Genomic DNA, 18,133 nt, shown 5'->3' with positions numbered 1-18,133 from the left:
GCGCATACCATGCCTGCGGGAACACAGAACATATCTGGCAAACCAGATGGGAGGCACTGTGAGTGCAAATCAGGACGACGCCAACCTGCTTGAGGTTCGTGGCCTTACCAAGACGTTCGGCACACTGACAGCGTGCGACGATATCGATCTCACCGTCGCAAAAGGCGAAATCCATGCGTTGCTCGGCGAGAACGGCGCCGGCAAGTCGACGCTCGTCAAAATGCTGTTCGGAACGCTGGAGCCCAATTCGGGCGAGATTTTCTGGAACGGCCAGGCGGTCACGATCACCAATCCCGGCTTTGCGAAGAAGCTTGGCATCGGCATGGTGTTCCAGCATTTTTCGCTGTTCGAGGCACTGACTGCGGCCGAGAACATCGCGCTGTCGCTGGACGACGGTTCGCCGATCAGCACGATTGCCGCGAAGGCGAGGGCGCTTTCCTATAGCTACGGCCTGCCGCTCGATCCGCAATCGCTGGTCGGCGACCTCTCGGTCGGTGAGCGCCAGCGTATCGAGATCATCCGCTGTCTGCTGCAGACGCCGCAACTCATCATCCTCGACGAGCCGACCTCGGTGCTGACGCCGCAGGAAGCCGACAAGCTGTTCGAGACGCTCGAACGGCTGCGCTCGGAAGGAAAGTCCATCCTCTACATTTCGCACCGGCTGGAAGAGGTCAAGCGTATCTGCGACCGCGCCACCGTGCTGCGCCACGGCAAGGTGGTTGGCCATTGCAATCCGCGCAAGGAAACCGCGGCATCGCTGGCCCGCATGATGGTCGGCAACGACGTGCAGGCCGTGGTGCGCGCGCCGGCCCAGGGTATCGAGACCGCGCAGCCGCTGCTTGAAATCCGCGCGCTCAGCCGCAAGCCGGCAACGCCGTTCTCGATCCCGCTCAGAAACATCAACCTGACCGTACGCGCCGGCGAAGTGATCGGCATTGCAGGCGTCGCCGGCAACGGCCAGGGCGAGTTCTTCGAATCCGTTTCCGGCGAGGTGCCGCAGCAGGATGCCGCCTCGGTACGCATCCGCGGCAAGGACGCCGGCGGCCTCAGCATCACCGGCAGGCGGCTGATGGGCGCTGCCTTCGTGCCGGAAGAGCGGCTCGGCCACGGTGCAGCACCGCGCATGAAGCTTTCGGAAAACCTGCTGCTGTCGCGCCATGCCACGGACGGCAAGGTGTTTGTCGGCGCCGGCGGAATGGTCAAAAGCGATGCGATCTATGCCGCTGCCCAACGCATCATCAAGGCGATGGATGTGCGCAAGAGCGCTGCGGACCCGGAGGCGGCAGCGCTTTCAGGCGGCAATCTGCAGAAATTCATCGTCGGCCGCGAACTCGACCGCAGGCCAAGCGTCATGGTCGTCAATCAGCCGACCTGGGGCGTCGACGCCGGTGCGGCCGCCCATATCAGGCAAACGCTTATCGAATTGGCGCGCAGCGGCTCGGCAGTGCTGGTCATCAGCCAGGATCTCGACGAATTGTTCGAGATATCCGACGCGATCGCGGTGATGCACAATGGCGAATTGTCGAAGCCTTTGCCGATCGCCGAGGCGACGTTCGAAAAGATCGGACTGCTAATGGGCGGGGCCGAGCCGGGCCACGCCGAACACGCTCTGGAGACGTCATGATGCGCCTCGAACTCGTCAAACGGCCGCAGCGCTCGATGCTGTTCTCGGCGCTGTCGCCCTTCATTGCATTCGTGCTGACGATCATTGCCGGCGCCATCCTGTTCGCGCTGCTTGGCGTCAATCCCTTGAAGGCGTTCCAGATCTACTTCCTCGAGCCTGTCAGTCAGGTCTGGCAGCTGCATGAGCTGGCGATCAAGGCGGCACCGCTCATCCTGATCGGGGTAGGCCTGTCGGTCTGCTACAGAGCCAACATCTGGAACATCGGCGCGGAAGGCCAGTTCATCCTGGGCGGCATCGTCGGCTCGAGCGTTCCGGTGCTGTTTCCACAGTTTGAAGGGCCTCTGGTGCTGCCGCTGATGCTGCTGTTCGGCATGGTCGGCGGTGCCGCCTACGCCGCCATTCCCGCCCTGCTCAAGGCGCGCTTCAACACCAACGAGATCCTGACCAGCCTGATGCTGGTCTATGTCGCGCAGCTGTTCCTCGACTGGTTGGTGCGCGGGCCGTGGCGCGATCCGAAGGGTTTCAATTTCCCGCAGACGATACAGTTCAACGACTCGGCGATATTGCCGGAACTGATGCCGGCCTCCGGCCGTGCCAATTGGGGTTTCGTGTTCGCGCTGGTCGCGGCGGTGCTGGTCTGGATCCTGATGAGCCGCATGCTGAAAGGCTTTGAGGTCCGCGTGCTCGGCTCAAGCCCCAGGGCAGGGCGCTTCGCCGGCTTCGGCATCAACCGGATGGTGTTCTTCGCCTTCATGCTGTCGGGGGCACTGGCTGGACTTGCCGGCATCTCCGAAGTCTCCGGCGCCATCGGCCAGCTGCAGCCGGTGATTTCGCCCGGCTACGGCTTTGCCGCCATCATCGTGGCGTTCCTCGGCCGGCTCAATCCATTAGGCATTGTCGCGGCGGGCCTGGTGCTGGCGCTGACCTATCTTGGCGGCGAGGCGGTGCAAAGCGCGCTCGGCATCTCCGACAAGGTGGCGCGCGTGTTCCAGGGCATGCTCCTGTTCTTCGTGCTCGGCTGCGACACGCTCATTCACTACCGCATTCGTCTAATCGGCCTGGCTGCGCCGACGCTTGAAGCCGCGCCGAAGCTGGAGGAGGCCCGCTGATGGACATCACCGTCAACATTCTTTTGACCATCGCAACCGCGGCGACGCCTTTGCTGATCGCGGCGATTGGCGAGCTGGTGGTCGAACGTTCCGGCGTGCTCAATCTCGGCGTCGAAGGCATGATGATCATGGGGGCGGTCGGCGGTTTCGGCGCCGGCTATCTCACCGGATCGCCATGGATCGGGTTGTTGGCGGCGATCGCCCTGGGTGCGGTGTTTTCACTGCTGTTCGCCGTCATGACCTTGTCGCTGGCCACCAACCAGGTGGCGACCGGCCTGTCGCTGACACTGCTCGGCCTGGGGCTTTCCGGCATGATGGGCACCAGCTTTGTCGGCCAGCCCGGCGCGAGGCTGCCAAACCTCGACATTCCCGGCCTGACGGCGATGCCCGTCATCGGCAGGTTGCTGTTCGGCCAGGACCCGATCTTCTACATCTCGATTGCATTGACCGCCGCCGTCATGTGGTTCCTGTTCAAGACCCGCACCGGGCTGACGCTGCGCTCGATCGGCGACAGCCACACATCGGCCCATGCGCTTGGCATCGAGGTCATCCGCTACCGCTACCTGGCGGTGATCTTCGGCGGCGCCTGTGCGGGCCTTGCCGGAGGGCACCTGTCGCTGGTCTATACGCCGCAATGGGTGGAGAACATGACCGCCGGACGCGGCTGGATCGCGCTGGCGCTGGTCGTGTTCGCATCATGGCGGCCATGGCGGGTGCTGGCGGGCGCCTATATCTTCGGCGCGGTCTGGATCGGCCAGCTTCATGCACAGGCTTTTGGCATTCCGGTTCCCTCGCAACTGCTTTCTTCGTTGCCCTATCTGGCAACCATCGTGGTTCTCGTTCTAATCTCGCGCAACAAGCGTTTGACGATGATGAACACACCGGCTTCCTTGGGGCAGCCATTCGTTCCGGATCGCTGACGATAAAAAGACAAACGGGAAGCTCCAAGGCTTAACTCAGAGAGGTAACACGATGAAAAAACTGCTTATTGCGCTGATGACCGCGGCGGCGGCATTGTCGCTGGCGGCGACCGCCGAAGCGCAGGAAAAGCTGAAAGCCTGTTGGGTCTATACCGGACCGATTGGCGATTTCGGCTATTCGTACCAGCATGACCAGGGCCGCCTGGAAGTGGAGAAGGCGCTCGGCGACAAGGTCGAAACCGCTTATCTGGAGAACGTCTCCGAGGGTCCCGATGCCGATCGTGCCTTCGAGCGCCTGGCGCGCGAAGGATGCAAGATCATTTTCGGCACGTCCTTCGGCTTCATGGACCCCGAAGTAAAGGTCGCCAAAAAATTCCCCGACGTGATGTTCGAACACGCGACCGGCTACAAGACATCAGAAAACCTTGGCATCTACAACGCACGCTTCTACGAAGGCCGCTACATCCTCGGCCAGATCGCCGCCAAGCAATCGAAGTCGGGCGTCGCCGGCTACATCGTTTCGTTCCCGATTCCCGAGGTGGTGATGGGTATCAATTCCTTCATGCTCGGCGCCCAGTCGATCAAGCCGGATTTCAAGGCGAAGATCGTCTGGATCAATTCATGGTTCGATCCGGGCAAGGAAGCCGATGCCGCCAAGGCTCTGTTCGACCAGGGTGCCGACATCATCGTCCAGCACACCGACTCGACCGCTGCCCTGCAAGTCGCCGAAGAGCGCGGACTGCAGGGCTTCGGCCAGTCTTCTGACATGATCAAGTTCGCCCCCAAGGCGCAGTTGACCTCGATCGTCGACGATTGGGGCCCGTACTATATCGGCCGGGTGAAGGCCGCGCTCGACGGCACATGGAAACCCGGCAATGTCTGGCTGGGCATCAAGGACGGCGCCGTTAAAATGGCCCCTTACACCAACATGCCCGACGACGTGAAGGCGATGGCGGAAGCCACCGAGAAGAAGATCGTCGAAGGATGGAACCCGTTCACCGGGCCGATCGCCAAGCAGGACGGCACGCCGTGGCTGAAGGAAGGCGAGGTCGCCGACGACCCGACGCTGCTCGGCATGAACTTCTACGTCAAGGGCGTCGACGACAAGCTGCCGCAGTAAGCGCAAGCTGGGCCAAAATCTTGACAGGAAGGGCGCCGTGCGGCGCCCTTTCGTTTAGCATAGCAAGAGCCCGAAATCGGGATCGATTTCCGGAAGGGCCATGCGCAAAATCAGGTGTTATGCGGCGTCCTTTGCCGCCCGAAAGGACGCGGCGCCGTAGTGCGCGATGCGGTCAGACCGCTGAGCCGTAAAGATCGTAAGCGTCGGCACGGTCGATCTTGACGGTGACGACATCGCCGGCGCGCAACGGACGCCGCGACTGGATATGCACCGAGCCGTCGATTTCGGGTGCGTCGTATTTGGTGCGGCCCTTCGCCGAGGTGCCATGCGCCTCGTCGATCAGCACTGGCAGACGCTTGCCGACCTTCCTGGCGAGTTGCGTCGCCGAGATCTTCTGCTGGCGCTGCATGAAACGGTGCCAGCGCGCCTCCTTGATTTCCTGCGGAACCTGTTCGAGGCCGAGGTCGTTGGAGCGGGCGCCCCTGACCGGCTCGTATTTGAAGCAGCCGGCGCGGTCGATCCTGGCTTCGTCCAGCCAGTCGAGCAGCATCTCGAAATCGTCGTCCGTCTCGCCGGGGAAGCCGACGATGAAGGTGGAGCGGATCGCCAGATCCGGACAGATTTCGCGCCAGCCGCGAATACGGTCGAGCGTCTTTTCGCCATGGGCGGGCCGGCGCATGTTCTTCAGCACTCGCGGCGAGGCGTGCTGGAACGGGATGTCCAGATAGGGAAGGATCTTTCCTTCGGCCATCAGCGGGATAATATCGGCGACATGCGGGTAGGGGTAGACATAGTGCATGCGTACCCAGACGCCGAACTTGCCGAGTTCCTCCGACAGATCGAGGAATTTGGCCCGCACTTCGCGATCGCCGAACATGCTGGTCTGGTATTTGATGTCGATGCCGTAGGCGCTGGTGTCCTGCGAGATGACCAGGATTTCCTTGACGCCGGCCTTGGCCAGTTTCTCGGCCTCGCGCAGCACGTCGGCCGCCGGCCGCGAGACGAGATCGCCGCGCAGCGCCGGGATGATGCAGAAGGTGCAGCGGTTGTTGCAGCCCTCCGAAATCTTGAGATAGGCATAGTGGCGCGGCGTGAGCTTGACGCCTTGCGGCGGCAAAAGGTCGACATAGGGATCGTGGCTCGGGGGCGCGGCTTCATGCACGGCAGCCATCACGCTCTCGTAGGCCTGCGGACCGGTGATGGCGAGAACGTTGGGATGTTTTTCGCGGATGACGTCCGGTTCGGCGCCGAGACAGCCGGTGACGATGACCCTGCCGTTCTCCGAAAGGGCGGAGCCGATGGCGTTGAGCGATTCATCGCGAGCCGAATCGAGAAAGCCGCAGGTGTTGACGACGACCAGATCGGCGCCGTCATGCTTGCGCGCGATCTCATAGCCCTCCGCGCGCAGGCGGGTGATGATGCGCTCCGAGTCCACGAGGGCTTTCGGGCATCCAAGGCTGACGAAACTGACGCGAGGGGCGGACATTTGCGGTTTCCAATGGACGCGGGCCGGAAACCCTTAGGCCCGGCCCGGAAGTCTCGATGCGTGTTGATCTTTTGAACTTTCGCAGAAGCTCAATTTGCACGGCGCAATAGCATAGTTCCTCAATCAGGCAAACCGACGAATGGCTTAGCGCCTCGGGCGCGCCTGCACTGCTAAGACCGGCACTGCTCAGGTTTCAATGACCGCCCGGCCCGAACCAGGGCGCCAAGAACGCAAACTGTTCGGGCCACTGCTGCACAGCACCATCCAGAAGCATCTTCACGGCGACATAGAAAATGATCACCAGGCCGATATAGGCGATCCAGCGGTACTTATGCAGGAGGCGAGCGACAAACGAAGCGGCGAAGCCCATCAGCGCAATCGACAGCGCCAAGCCGATGATCAGGACCGTCGGATGGTCCATCGCCGCGCCGGCGACTGCAAGGACGTTGTCGAGAGACATCGAAACGTCGGCAATGACGATCTGCCAGGCTGCCTGAGCGAAGGTCTTGCGCGGCCCCTTGCCGCCAATCGTCCCGCTTTTGTCATAATCGACATTCGACAACGCTTCCGTCGCGTCATGTTCCTGCTCGTAGCTAACACGCAACTCGCGCCACATCTTCCAGCACACCCAAAGCAGCAGCAGGCCGCCGGCTATGAGGAGAATGGGGCCGATGGTGAGAAGCCACTGGGTGATCAGAGCGAAGAAGATGCGAAGGACGGTGGCCGCCGCAATGCCGACGAGAATCGCCTTCTTGCGCTGATCCGACGGCAGGCCCGCCGCAGCAAGGCCGATGACGATGGCATTGTCGCCGGCAAGCACAAGGTCGATGGCAATGACCTGGAGCAGGGCCGCGAGGCCGGCGGCGGTAAAAATTTCCATCAGCTGGAATTTCCTTGCTTGGTCGCCAATCGTTCGTGCCCGGACGCCCTAACGTGTATGGTTCCCGTGCGTCAAGGCTCCATGGCGATAAAGACGGCAAACTGCCTATCGCGGGCGACATCGCCAGCAGCCGGTGAAAGCTGCCAATCGAACGACGCCCCGGTCGTCAGGACGCATTGCACCGCAGACGCCAGTTCACAGTGCAGGCCTCAAACGAGGGATTGAAGCGCAGAGGAGGGTTGAAGCGCACCGCCACCGCAATAGATTTCGGGGACCGAAGAGTACGATGCCTAAAGTGTTCCTCACAGGAGAGGCTCGTGACGTCTGACGACAACACACCCGTCCTTTCCGGGGCACCAATCCTTTCCGGGGCAATCGGGGAATACCGCGAGTTCGATCCTGCGGCCGCACTCGAAGGGCATTTCCAGTGTGCCTGGTCCAATTCATTGCGAGCGGACGCGGCATTGCGACCGGACGCGGCGAGCCTGTCGGCCGTGGTCCCCGACGGCTGCGTCGACATCACCTGGATCGACGGCGATCTGGTCGTGGCAGGCCCCGACGTGGCGGTTGCCCTCTCTGCGCTGACACCTGGCTCTACGGTGATCGGCGCCCGCTTCCGACCGGGTGCGGCAAGCCGGTGGCTCGGCCTGCCGATGTCGGAAATCGTCGGCGGCCGGGTGGCGCTCAGCCACTTCTGGGGAGCGCTGGCGCGCGAAATCGCCGAAAAAATTGGCGAGGCGTCCTCGACGATGGAGCGGATGCGGGCGATGCAAGCGGCACTCTGCAGGCTTGCGCCGGATGTCGAGCCGCCGCCTGCGGACATGGGATTTGCCTTCAACGCGCTGAAAACCGAATCCGCCGGTCCGGGCATGGCGGTGATCCTCGACCGGCTCGACGTCAGCCCGCGAACGCTGCGCCGCCGCTGCCAGGAGGCTTTCGGCTATGGCCCGAAGACGCTCGACCGCATTCTCCGCTTCCAGCGGTTCCTGAACTTGGCGCGGCAGTCTGCCGGGCCGCGCCTGGCCGATCTTGCATTCGAGGCGGGCTATTCCGACCAGGCGCATCTGACGCGCGAGGTGCGGCGCCTGTCGGGATTCTCGCCGGCGACGGTTTTGTGGCAGCTCGGCGCCTGAGCTGGCCGTTTCGTTCAATACGCCACCGCCAACTCCGCCTAGTCTGCCTTCGTTGAAAGGAGGCAGATATGACGATCTACAAATCCCGCATCATCACCGTGTCCATCGACCGGGACTGGCGCGAAGTCTACGACTTCGCCTCCATCCCTGAGAATTTCCAGCGCTGGGCAGCAGGCCTCGGCAGGCGCTTCGAAAGGTCGGGCGAGGAATGGACTGCGGAGGACCCCGACGGCCGGCCCATCCGCATCCGCTTCTCCCGGCCAAACGAATACGGCGTCCTCGATCACATCGTCTTTGCCGATGGCAAGGAAACCCGCAATGCGGTGCGCGTGGTTGCCAATGGGACCGGCGCGGAGGTCATGTTCGTGCTGTTGAGGACGCCGGACATGACGCAGGAGATATTCGCTGCCGACGCCGAGGCCGTGCAGCGCGACCTCAACACCATGAAGGCAATGTTCGAACGCTGAGCGTCCACAAATCGCGAAAGGAGAAGATCATGGCCAACTCCAGCAACGACAAGCGCATCGATTATGTCGAGTTTTCCGTCAGCGACATCGCGCGCTCGCGCGACTTCTACGGAAAGGCCTTCGGCTGGTCCTTCAAGGACTACGGGCCGAGCTATTGCGAGTTCAACGACGGCCGCCTGACCGGCGGCTTCGCTCTGGGCGGCCAGGGCAAGGCGGCAGGCGGGCCGCTGGTGATCCTTTATGCTGATAAGCTCGACGAGACCCAGCGCCATGTCGAGGAAGCCGGCGGAAAGATCGTCAAGCCCGCCTATTCCTTCCCGGGCGGCCGCCGCTTCCACTTCTCCGATCCCGACGGCTACGAGCTGGCGGTGTGGTCGGATAAGTGAAGAGGTGAGGGGGCGCCGAGCCGAGCCCGGCGCCTCTATCGAATGGTGTGGGGCCGAATGGTTTAGGCGAGCCCATCGGACTTAATGCCGCTCTTGGCGTCAGCCGCGGAGATTGAACACTGGCCGGGCGGGCCACGATCCGATTGCGCGGCTGGTGGCCTGCGCTGAACCCTTTTGGAGATGCCTGCCACTGCTGTTGTAACAAATCATTTTCGCATCGTATAAGGCTGGCCCGAGGACCATCGCATACCGCGCGGCGCATGACGGAACCGACACGAACGACAATACGGCAACGGCTGTATGCTTTTCTGATTGCAGGCCTGGGCGGGCTGGCCGCATCGGCAATCTCGTTTTCAATGACGCTCTACGAAGCTGCCCACCCGCCAAGGACGCCGGTTGTGCAGGCGGGCCAGCAAATCGATGCCGGTCGCTGGTTTGTGACCTTGCGAACGGCACGTGTCGGAACCGTTCCGCCGACAGGCGTTCCGCCATCGCGGCCCGTGCAGCTTGTGATGGTGGATATGGATGTGGTGAACCGTTCCGCCACTCCCAACAACGTGCTCCATCGCGTCGTCACGCTCAGCGCGCCGGCGCAAAAGCTGCCGATGCCAACGGTTTATCTCGAGCGTGACAAGTACCTGGCGGGATATTTCAATCCCAACATGCCGGAACGCCTGACCATGGCCTGGGAGTGGCCGGCCGGTGTGCCCGTGCCCGACAAGGTGACGATCACCGTCACCGGCCAGATCTACAAGTTGCGCGACAATGTCTACGGTGCAAGCGGGTGGTTCGAACGTGATCCCGTTGCGACGGTCGATCTGCCGGTGGAGAAGGCGCCATGATACGCATGTTGCGTTCGGCGCTGGCGCTGCTGTTGGCTGCCGCCGTGCTCTACGGCATGCAGCATACGCGTCCGCTGTACAGCGACATTACATCGCCGATAGTCGCTTCGGGCGGCATGAACAAGCGTGTGGAGGCCCGCGCCTTCGCGCTTTCGCTGGACAGCGCCAGGGTGGCGCGTGTTCTCAACGTCGAGACCTTCGGCAAGTCAAAGACCTACACGAGTTCCGGCGTATGGGTTGTGGTCGAATGCGAGGCCGAAGCGAAATTCAAGTCCCTGGGTCTCACATCGGGCGAGTGGCTGAGCCGCAGCGGCATCCGTTATGTCCTGACCGACCGCTTGTGGGCGACGATCGAAATGATGCCGGGCGATGTCTACCAGCCCGGGCTGCCACGCCGGGTCCTTCTGGTGTTCGAAGTGCCGGAGGATGCTGTCGCCGGCGGGACCGTCGTGGTCGCACCTACAAAATTGCTGCCGCTCGACGACGAGATCCGCATCGCCACGACTATTTCCGGCAAGGACATCGAGCCGGCGATCACCTTACGCCGCAACGAAGAAAGGCCGCCATGGACAGTTCTCCCGCAAAGGTGAGGTCAACGCGGCGAGGCTACTGGCTGAGCACGATGGCGCTGGTGGTCGCACTGCCTGCCGCGTTGGCCGTGCAGACGTGGGGAAGCATCAAGGACTGGCGCTCTCAACATCTGCGCCAGCCGCTATCTGCGAGCCTGGGACAGCCGATCGACTATGCCGGCGCCAGCTGGACCGTGACACGCTTCACCAGACTGGCAGGCAGCGCGGGAAGCGCCGTCGTGCTTGCCGAATTCGAAGCTCTCGCTGCCGACCCGAAAGCGCTCGGCTCGGTACCTTGCGAGGTGCGGCTTTCCGATGGGAGCGGTCGCGAATGGCGGCCAACCCTGTTTGCCGATCCGGTGGTCAGGAAGCAGTATCCGGAGGCCGAGCAACGGTCCCAGTGCGGCGGCATGGCATTCGCGGCGACGGAGCCCGGCAAACCGGCACGGATGGCTGCCAGTTTTTCGATCCCACCTGCGGCGAGCGGCCTCAGGCTGTCGATCGCCCTCTACTCGGCGCTGCCGAGGCATCTCAACGTCGGCGAGCCGCGGACCTGACGCCATTGTCTGCGCCAGCCATGGCGACCGCGGTCTCGAGCACGGCTGCAAGCAGCGCGACCCGGACCGCGTCGAGCAGGATTCCGCCGTCGAGTTCGCTTGGGCTGCCGATGAACAGGCTGATGGCATCGGCGAAGATCTGCCAGGTCGCGAGATCGTGCGCTCCGATCAGCCTCGTCAGTCCATACCATGTCCAGGCGCCGGCCCAGGAGATGGCCTGATAAGCAATGACGAAGGTGACAAGCGTGGCCAGGCCGGCACTGAGCGTCAGCTTGACGCAGGTCCAGACCGGCGAATAGCGGCTGCGGTAACCGCCAACGAAGTGAGACGCGAAATCCTTCAGCCACTTCTGCCAGGAGGTCGCTTGGGATGGCGCAGGACCGGAAGCGGCCGGCGCGGAAAGCTCATAGCCGTTGATGATCGCTGCCATCACCAGCCAGACAATCGGCAGCAACGCGAAAAAGAACAGATTCTGAAGCTGCTCGCCGAAGGGAAGCGGCCGGAACTCCACGGGAACGAACTGGCCGGCCGCGGCCGCCTGACTTACCGGCGCAAGCAAATCGAGACTGAGTTGTTGCAGAACGGCGCCTGCGCCAAGCCAGCGGATGAACTGGTCCTTCCATACGCCGAGCGCATAAAGGCCGATGAAGACCCAGGTTGCGTCCGTCGCCACGATCAGCAGCCGCCAGTAGGGGTGAGACGCGCGCGCATCCAGTCGCTTGGCGGCAAAACGCACCAGCCAGCATATGACGATCGACAGCGCCACGCCGCTTGACTGAAGAATGGCGAAGATGTCGACGCTCTTGCCGAACTCGGCCTGGGCGAGCGCCATGCGCGAATATTCGCGAACCGTATCGCCAAGAAAACCCCAGGCGGCGTAATAGGCGAAGAACGGCAGGATCGCAGCGGCGGTAATCGCCAGGACCGGCTCCCGTTTCATTTCGTCCACTGTCTTTTTGGCTTTTTGCCTCAGTGCCGCCACCGCCGGCATATGCGGCCGGAGCACCACGAACATCATGACCAGCACCGTCAGCTTGGCGAGGACCACCAGCGACAGCATGACCATTCCGCCCAGCGGGAATTGCAGGCCGATCGTCACGGCGCCCTGAAGCAGCAGACCACGAGCGATCATGCCCAGGCAGCCGACAAGCAATAGCTGCGGCCAACACTGGACAAGCAACCGCGCGGTTAATGCAAGCGGCCGAAAAATGTCCTCAATTGCCGTGGTCAAATTCAAACCACCTGGAGTTGAATACGATCGGAGGCCCTTGCAGGCGATGGGAGCTGCGGTTCAACCATGGCGTTCGGCCTCCGTCAAATAAGTTCATGGCGCAGCCATGCTCGGCCAAGTTGTCTCCGGGCGATCGGGGATCCTATCATCTTCCAAATCAATTCATCAATTCGCCAAAACCCTTTGGAATCACAGGGAAGTCGAACCTGGCTCTTAACCGCATAAGCAGCGTTGAGTTATTGCCATGCCCCATGCGCAGTCAATAGCTTGTGCTTTTCGAAGATCGCCAGTTTCTGCGGATAAGTGATCCGCACCTTGGCGTTGCACCCGCCGCATCTGAAGTGGGCGATCGTTTTCAGCGCAGAGCCCTTCCTTACCGCCGGATGCGAGCAATCCGGACAAGCGAATGTGAGGGCAACATCAGACAGGTCTTCGGCCAAACCCATTTCCATCTCCTTCGCAAGCGCTGTGGCTACACTCTGGCGAGACTCAAAAGGCAATTACGATGCCAATCCGGCTGTGCCAAAGCGGGACAAGAACGATTCGTCAGGGAAAGCCGCCAAGCTAGCGCGCCTGTTCTGCGCCCTTTGGACGACGAAGCGACCTGACCTCCTCCAGCAGTTCGCGCTCACTGGTCGTAATGTTTCGGAAGATTGCGACAATCATCACCGCCAAGGCCTCGGCATCCCGGCTCAAAGGGTCGATGTGTTCATCTGCGCAAACCTGATCGTACACGCGTTCACAAATAGCCAGATCGTGAGGGCTGAGGCGGGTGCGATTGAAACGCCGGTGCGGCATTGCGAACCTTCAAGGCTCGCTGCCCGTGCAAAAGAAGCGGGCCTTTGCACAAACGCGAACCGTCGAGTGGTTGTTCCCGGCTGCAAGCTTCTGTTGCACAGACCAACGGCAGGATCCGCGTCTCGGCTCCTTGCGATTACGCCAAGGTGGCCTTCGTGGTATGACGTATAAATTCGTCTGTGGTCGTCATTTGACGACTGTTCAAAGCGGTATCCGTTGAGCATTCTCAGCGCCAAGCGCGGGGCCGGAGATGTTTTTCAAACAGAATCCACAGAATCCAATGGATCATATAGCGGACGATCCCATTATCCGCTGCGATATCGCAGATCGGGTATTAAAGGCCGCCGAGAGCGATGGGAATCTCCCGATTGCGTGGCGCGTGTACAGATCGCCGCAAGTTGCAGAAAAAACCCGTCAAACCCGCGCGTCTGCTGGTCCAATGCATGTTGCGCAAAAGCATGCCCTCGGGCCTGACACTGGGCCTGACACGAGGGTGCGCAGCCGAGCGGCCGGCGCCGCTTGGGGGGCGTGGGGTAAGAACGCTTGACGGCGCCGGCCAGGCGGATTGGGGGGTCCGCCACCGCTGGATAGTATCGATCTTGGCAAATCAAGTAATTCCGTTATCGCGGAATGTCAGGAGCCGGTCGACAACGCTCAGTCTTTTGCATCGTCATTGTCTTGCACAGAGCCATCGTTTTCATCCGCCGGGCTTTCATACCCGGCCAGCTGCCGGTCGGCCACTTCTTTGGCGAGGCCCACCAAGGCGTCGACCTCTTGCATCTGGTCCACATGACCGCCATTGGCGACGTGTTTCCGGATCCTCTTCAGTTGGTCAGAGGTTCGTCGCAACGTTTCGGCGATTGACAGCTTCTTGGCCACACCTGCATCTCCTGTCCCAACCAACCATCCAGAAGAGCAAGCGTTCCGGCGCGAAACCGTTTGCGGCAAAAAAGTCGATACGCCATCGACCCGCTCGATACAGCCCCTCTCAACTGCGAACAGGCTGTCCCGGCATCAAAAGGTGCGCCGCAATGGGTCAACACGTCTGGCACCGCAATTTCATGGGCAGCAATGCGGGGCGAGTGGGGGGCCCGCCGCTTCGCAAAAGGAGCGGCGGGGCTTTTTTTGCGTTTTCAGCCATTATCCTTCATTGGCAAGTGCTCAATGACGCGGCACCTCGCCAAAGATGATGCCTCTGATGTGCCTGTTGGTTCTAATCCTGGAAGTCCGCGCCTTCCATTGAGCAAGTTCGAGTGGCCCGACAGCTCTATTGGGGGACTGTCAGCAGGCCGCCGGGCCAAGACCGCCAGCGTGCTTAAGAGGAGGCGCTGTGCTGGCTGAGCAAAACCTGCGCTCAAAACAACGCAATAGCATCATTCGAACGAACCCTTTCGTCCATCCAGATCTCGATGTTTTTGATGCCGGCTTCGCCGCCGGGCAGGTGAGGGGCGGGCGCCGTTGACTTCTTAGTCGCCTGCGATGCCAAGGCCCGCTTTCCTTAGCGAGCCGAGGAAAAACTCGACATCTTGCGAACGGGCCAACCGCGCCGAAACCACCTGGCGGATGTTCTTCACCAAATCAGGTTGATTTTGGTTCAGCCATGCGACCTCGCGATCAGCCGCGATTTTGTATCCTCCCTCGCCGAAAACAGCAGCGGCAAGCAGATGATAGATCGGATTCGACGGAAATGGCGATTTGTTGATCCACATGGCTGCCTGCGTATAATCCCCGCTGAAATACGAGCAAAGAGCCAGATCCACGTCATAGTAGCCTGACCCCGGGTTCTTCTGACGCGCCTCCGCTATCAACTGGCATCCGTCATGCCAATTTCCAGAAACCGCCAGGCGCTCTCCATATTCACCCATAAACTCGGTGTCGTTCGGGTTGATGGTCAAAGTCTGCTTGCCCACTTTCAATGCGGCATCGATCTCCTTGTGGAAATAAAGCGCAACCATTTCGGCCTGGCGTCCCCGGATGTTGACAGGATCAAGCCCCACAGATCGCCTTGCCGCCGCCAAGGCGCGATCGAGCGCAGCGGCGGACTCTTCGGGGTCGGCTGAAAACTCGAATCGGTAGTCATCTATGTAGATTAGCGAGAGAAGACCCCAGGCGGTGGCGTAGGTCGGAAAGCGATCCACTGCCTTCTCAAGGCACCCGCGCACCGATGACCGGCTTTCTGCATCGACACCGACCCGATATGCGTAGAAAGAAAGCGTGCAAGAGTAGGCGGCCCAATCGTCGGGCGGATTGACGACGTGGAGATTGGCGTCTGCCTGGAAGATGACGCCATATGCCTGGGCCAGGCTCGATGACACATTACGCGCGATGTCCGTCTGGACTTCCACAAGCTGCGCCACTTTCAGCCCGCCATCATAGCTTTCTGCCCACAGAACCGAGTTGTCCGCCCGGTTGAGCAGCCGGACCCGAAGCCGGAAGGCATCGGTCGACAGGTTCACGCTTCCGGCCAGGACAAATCTTGCCGGCGAGATCGATGGATCCTCCCCCTTTGCGGCCGACTCCACGACCACGATATCCTTGAACTTGGAAAGCTGGCTGACGACTTCCTGCCTCAATCCGCTCGCAATCGCCCTGGAGGCTTCCGTTCCTGAAAGGTCGTCAAACGTCTCGACCAGCAGTCGCGGGATCTCAGGCGAAGTCGGGCGAACATCGCTCCTCGCCAATCCCAATGCCAGAACAGCCAATGCCGCGACGATTGCCGCAAGAGCCACCGTCAGCCATGATGCCTTCATCCATCGAGCAGGGGGCGAGACTTTCTCTGCTCGGTCGACAGGCAAATCCGGCTCAATGGTCTCGAGGGGCGATCGCACCGAGAACGTTGGAACGTAACCGCCTTTCGGGATCGTGATGAGAATAGGATCGTCGTGTCCGGCAGTCAGGTAGTATCGTTCGAGCCCGCGCCGGAGGTGGCCAGCCTCGATCCGGACAATCGGATCCGTCTGCGGGTCGAAGGACATGTCACGGCCGAACACTTCGACTGCGATCGAATAGGCCTTGATACGATCACCGCGACCCGCCAGCGTCTCCTCCACCACATGGCTGAGGAAGCGGCGCTCGCGACCGGTTGCATCGAAGTCCGCGCTGTTGAGGATCAGGGCAAGCTGGGCACGACAATCCTCTGGGGCGAGCCCATGCTCCCTCCCTATGGCTGGTTCCGCCCGGATCACCTTGGTTCCCTCACCTGACGTTCTGGGGGTGACCACTCCCAGTTATATTTCTTTTTTCGCCGGTTACCCTCGCTGCGCAATTTATAACCGCGAGCCTGTTCTTGCAATACTCTCAGTAGTCTGAACGGATAACGCTGGGACCACGGCGACGGTTCGCGCAATGCACCGGCGGATGACAACGGATCAAAGAGTTAGGCGGCCTCGCCGGCAGCGCAATTTGAATTTGCGATTTTAGGCTTGGTGCCGACCGCTATGGATGTTCAGAAATTACCCTGTCGCCCACGTAACTTACATTCCGCAGCCGCCTCCCTGCGATAGGCTACGGTGGTTTCGGAAAAACACGAATTTGCGCCATGAGGATGGACGACGAACCGGCTGATAGACAAAGAGCGGTCTCGGCGGCGGTTCGTCGGTTCCCGCAATTTGAATTGGCGATCCATCGGCTGTTGGGCCGAAGTGAGGGCTTTCAGGATATGTGCGAGGAACTTGCAGAAGCGGAGCTGGCGCTCTTGAGGATCGACAAGGTGCCGCCGGCATTGCGCGAGTCCAGACGAGCCGAATGGCAGGAACTGGTGGATCGGTTGGTTGGGGAGGTCGGAGCTGTGCTGCGCGCGGATGCCGCCCGGAAACCGCACGTCATTCCTTGGCCGCCACGCCAGAATTAAGCGGAGGCTGGCTTGGAATTTCTGTCTGGCAATCGACCTCCACAAATTATAGCAGCCGTGCTCCCGGCCCTGCTTGTCGTCACGGTAAGCCCCGATAGCGGACCCGACGGGCTCGATTGCGCACGGGACTGCTGTTCCCGAAGTAGGCCCGGCACTGTTCGTCCGTGACAGCAACAAAATGAACCGCTGTCGACATGAGAGACGATCGGAAACCGATATCCATTAGCTGAGCGGCGCGAATAGATATATGTTGTCGCTGCGGGCGCGATCGCATCGGACATGAAGTAAAAGACGGAATTAGAGGGGACTTCGATATGGGAATCATCCGAGCTCTCGTGTTGGCTTCGGCGGGAACAGCGGCAGCGCTGTTTGCGGTGCCGGCGATCGCTGCTGACGCTGCGACGCAACTTCCTGAAGCCGCGCCCGTGCCTGCTGAAGCCGTGCCGGCCTGGACCTTCACCGCAGAACCCTATTTCTGGATGGCAGGCATGAAGGGCAGGGTCGGCGTCAGGGGCCTGTCGCCGGTAGATATCGACGTCGATTTCGGCCAGATCTTTGACCACATCGATTGGTCTCCCCCGCCGGTCATGCTTGCCGGTGAGGCGCGCAATGGCCGCTACGCACTGTTCACCGACTTCATATACCTGGGACTCGAGGCCGATGGCACGTCGCCCGGCCCGTTGGCTCTTTTCTCGGCCGAAGCGAACATGGACACGGTGGTTTGGACCTTCGGCGGCTCCTATCGGGTCTTCGACAATGGCACCGCGACCTTGGACGTTCTGGCCGGCGGACGGCTCTGGCACCTCGATGCTGATCTGACCGTTACTGGCCCTCTCGCCGTAAGGGAGGCCAGCGGCAGCAAGACCTGGGTGGACCCCATTATTGGCGTGGCCGGCGACGTTGCTCTCGGCAACGGATTCGGACTCCATGGCGAGGCGGATGTCGGTGGCTTCGGCCTTGGCGCCGAACTCGATTGGCAAGTGCAGGGCACGCTTCAATACCGGTACAGTGATTGGGTCACGCTGGAAGCAGGCTATCGCTACCTTGCCGTAGACTACGACGACGACCGATTTGTGTTTGACATAGCAATGCAGGGACCAATCATCGGCGCCAGGTTTCGGTTCTGATTATATCTGAGCCTGGGACGGCTTCGAACGGGAG

The 18,133-nt window shown here is 61.3% G+C and carries 20 protein-coding genes; 12 read left to right on the top strand and 8 right to left on the bottom strand.

The annotated features are described in order from the left end of the window. Positions 1-46: 46 nt before the first annotated feature. From AC0L18_RS15865 to AC0L18_RS15850, 4 genes are read left to right on the top strand one after another with little or no spacing between them, the layout of a single operon-like run. A complete protein-coding gene (locus tag AC0L18_RS15865; protein ID WP_473493206.1) occupies positions 47-1,624 on the top strand; it encodes an ABC transporter ATP-binding protein in 1,578 nt (525 codons plus the stop codon). Continuing rightward, on the top strand, positions 1,621-2,733 hold the full coding sequence (locus AC0L18_RS15860; protein ID WP_473493205.1) for an ABC transporter permease: 1,113 nt from the start codon (positions 1,621-1,623) through the stop codon (positions 2,731-2,733). Before AC0L18_RS15865 ends, AC0L18_RS15860 begins: the two co-directional genes overlap by 4 nt. Further along, entirely contained in the window at positions 2,733-3,653 is a 921-nt protein-coding gene (locus tag AC0L18_RS15855) for an ABC transporter permease (protein WP_027151731.1), read from the top strand. The genes AC0L18_RS15860 and AC0L18_RS15855 overlap by 1 nt, the downstream gene beginning before the upstream one ends. Before the next feature lie 52 nt (positions 3,654-3,705). After that, the gene (locus AC0L18_RS15850; RefSeq protein ID WP_473493204.1) at positions 3,706-4,773 is read left to right on the top strand and encodes a BMP family ABC transporter substrate-binding protein; all 1,068 of its coding nucleotides are present in this window, start codon (positions 3,706-3,708) and stop codon (positions 4,771-4,773) included. Positions 4,774-4,945: 172 nt separating this feature from the next. Here the strand turns inward: AC0L18_RS15850 and rimO are convergent, their stop codons facing one another. Beyond that, positions 4,946-6,259 carry a 30S ribosomal protein S12 methylthiotransferase RimO gene (rimO, locus tag AC0L18_RS15845; protein WP_473493203.1) on the bottom strand — a complete coding sequence of 438 codons (1,314 nt, stop codon included), beginning with the start codon at positions 6,257-6,259 and terminating at the stop codon, positions 4,946-4,948. A 193-nt stretch (positions 6,260-6,452) separates the two neighbouring features. After that, positions 6,453-7,139, bottom strand: coding sequence for a TerC family protein (locus tag AC0L18_RS15840; protein WP_023801832.1), 687 nt, complete (start codon positions 7,137-7,139; stop codon positions 6,453-6,455). 317 nt (positions 7,140-7,456) lie between these two features. Here AC0L18_RS15840 and AC0L18_RS15835 point away from each other — a divergent pair, with 317 nt between their 5' ends. The 6 genes from AC0L18_RS15835 (at position 7,457) to AC0L18_RS15810 (ending at position 11,093) form a co-directional block, all read left to right on the top strand. Continuing rightward, positions 7,457-8,272 (top strand): helix-turn-helix domain-containing protein, encoded by an 816-nt coding sequence (locus AC0L18_RS15835; protein ID WP_473493202.1) that lies wholly within the window; start codon positions 7,457-7,459, stop codon positions 8,270-8,272. 68 nt (positions 8,273-8,340) lie between these two features. After that, positions 8,341-8,739 carry an SRPBCC family protein gene (locus AC0L18_RS15830; RefSeq protein WP_473493201.1) on the top strand — a complete coding sequence of 133 codons (399 nt, stop codon included), beginning with the start codon at positions 8,341-8,343 and terminating at the stop codon, positions 8,737-8,739. A 29-nt stretch (positions 8,740-8,768) separates the two neighbouring features. Then, positions 8,769-9,125 (top strand): VOC family protein, encoded by a 357-nt coding sequence (locus AC0L18_RS15825; RefSeq protein ID WP_473493200.1) that lies wholly within the window; start codon positions 8,769-8,771, stop codon positions 9,123-9,125. A gap of 398 nt (positions 9,126-9,523) precedes the next feature. Beyond that, complete coding sequence (locus tag AC0L18_RS15820) at positions 9,524-9,967, top strand: hypothetical protein (RefSeq protein ID WP_473493199.1); 444 nt, start codon at positions 9,524-9,526, stop codon at positions 9,965-9,967. Further along, a complete protein-coding gene (locus tag AC0L18_RS15815) occupies positions 9,964-10,557 on the top strand; it encodes a hypothetical protein (protein WP_473493198.1) in 594 nt (197 codons plus the stop codon). The genes AC0L18_RS15820 and AC0L18_RS15815 overlap by 4 nt, the downstream gene beginning before the upstream one ends. Continuing rightward, the gene (locus tag AC0L18_RS15810; protein WP_473493197.1) at positions 10,533-11,093 is read left to right on the top strand and encodes a hypothetical protein; all 561 of its coding nucleotides are present in this window, start codon (positions 10,533-10,535) and stop codon (positions 11,091-11,093) included. Before AC0L18_RS15815 ends, AC0L18_RS15810 begins: the two co-directional genes overlap by 25 nt. Here AC0L18_RS15810 and AC0L18_RS15805 read toward each other — a convergent pair. The 6 genes from AC0L18_RS15805 to AC0L18_RS15780 form a co-directional block, all read right to left on the bottom strand. Continuing rightward, positions 11,068-12,225, bottom strand: coding sequence for a hypothetical protein (locus tag AC0L18_RS15805; protein ID WP_473493196.1), 1,158 nt, complete (start codon positions 12,223-12,225; stop codon positions 11,068-11,070). The two genes, AC0L18_RS15810 and AC0L18_RS15805, sit on opposite strands and share 26 nt — an antisense overlap. Positions 12,226-12,560: 335 nt before the next feature. Next, the gene (locus AC0L18_RS15800; RefSeq protein WP_473493195.1) at positions 12,561-12,770 is read right to left on the bottom strand and encodes a hypothetical protein; all 210 of its coding nucleotides are present in this window, start codon (positions 12,768-12,770) and stop codon (positions 12,561-12,563) included. A gap of 118 nt (positions 12,771-12,888) precedes the next feature. Continuing rightward, a complete protein-coding gene (locus AC0L18_RS15795; protein WP_027151722.1) occupies positions 12,889-13,122 on the bottom strand; it encodes a hypothetical protein in 234 nt (77 codons plus the stop codon). Between the two features lie 654 nt (positions 13,123-13,776). Then, positions 13,777-14,001, bottom strand: coding sequence for a hypothetical protein (locus AC0L18_RS15790; RefSeq protein WP_287210538.1), 225 nt, complete (start codon positions 13,999-14,001; stop codon positions 13,777-13,779). A gap of 475 nt (positions 14,002-14,476) precedes the next feature. Further along, positions 14,477-14,608, bottom strand: coding sequence for a hypothetical protein (locus AC0L18_RS15785; protein ID WP_473493194.1), 132 nt, complete (start codon positions 14,606-14,608; stop codon positions 14,477-14,479). Continuing rightward, positions 14,589-16,307: a hypothetical protein gene (locus tag AC0L18_RS15780; RefSeq protein ID WP_473493193.1), complete on the bottom strand. Its 1,719-nt coding sequence runs from the start codon at positions 16,305-16,307 to the stop codon at positions 14,589-14,591. Before AC0L18_RS15780 ends, AC0L18_RS15785 begins: the two co-directional genes overlap by 20 nt. A gap of 353 nt (positions 16,308-16,660) precedes the next feature. Between AC0L18_RS15780 and AC0L18_RS15775 the strand changes: the two genes are divergently transcribed. Further along, positions 16,661-16,972 (top strand): hypothetical protein, encoded by a 312-nt coding sequence (locus tag AC0L18_RS15775; RefSeq protein ID WP_473493192.1) that lies wholly within the window; start codon positions 16,661-16,663, stop codon positions 16,970-16,972. 314 nt (positions 16,973-17,286) lie between these two features. Further along, positions 17,287-18,099, top strand: coding sequence for a porin family protein (locus tag AC0L18_RS15770; RefSeq protein ID WP_473493191.1), 813 nt, complete (start codon positions 17,287-17,289; stop codon positions 18,097-18,099). The last annotated feature ends 34 nt before the right edge of the window (positions 18,100-18,133 follow it).

Source organism: Mesorhizobium sp. WSM4819, assembly GCF_055811215.1.
Note: the sequence above shows the minus strand (reverse complement) of the source record. Positions and strands in the feature narration are given on the sequence as shown.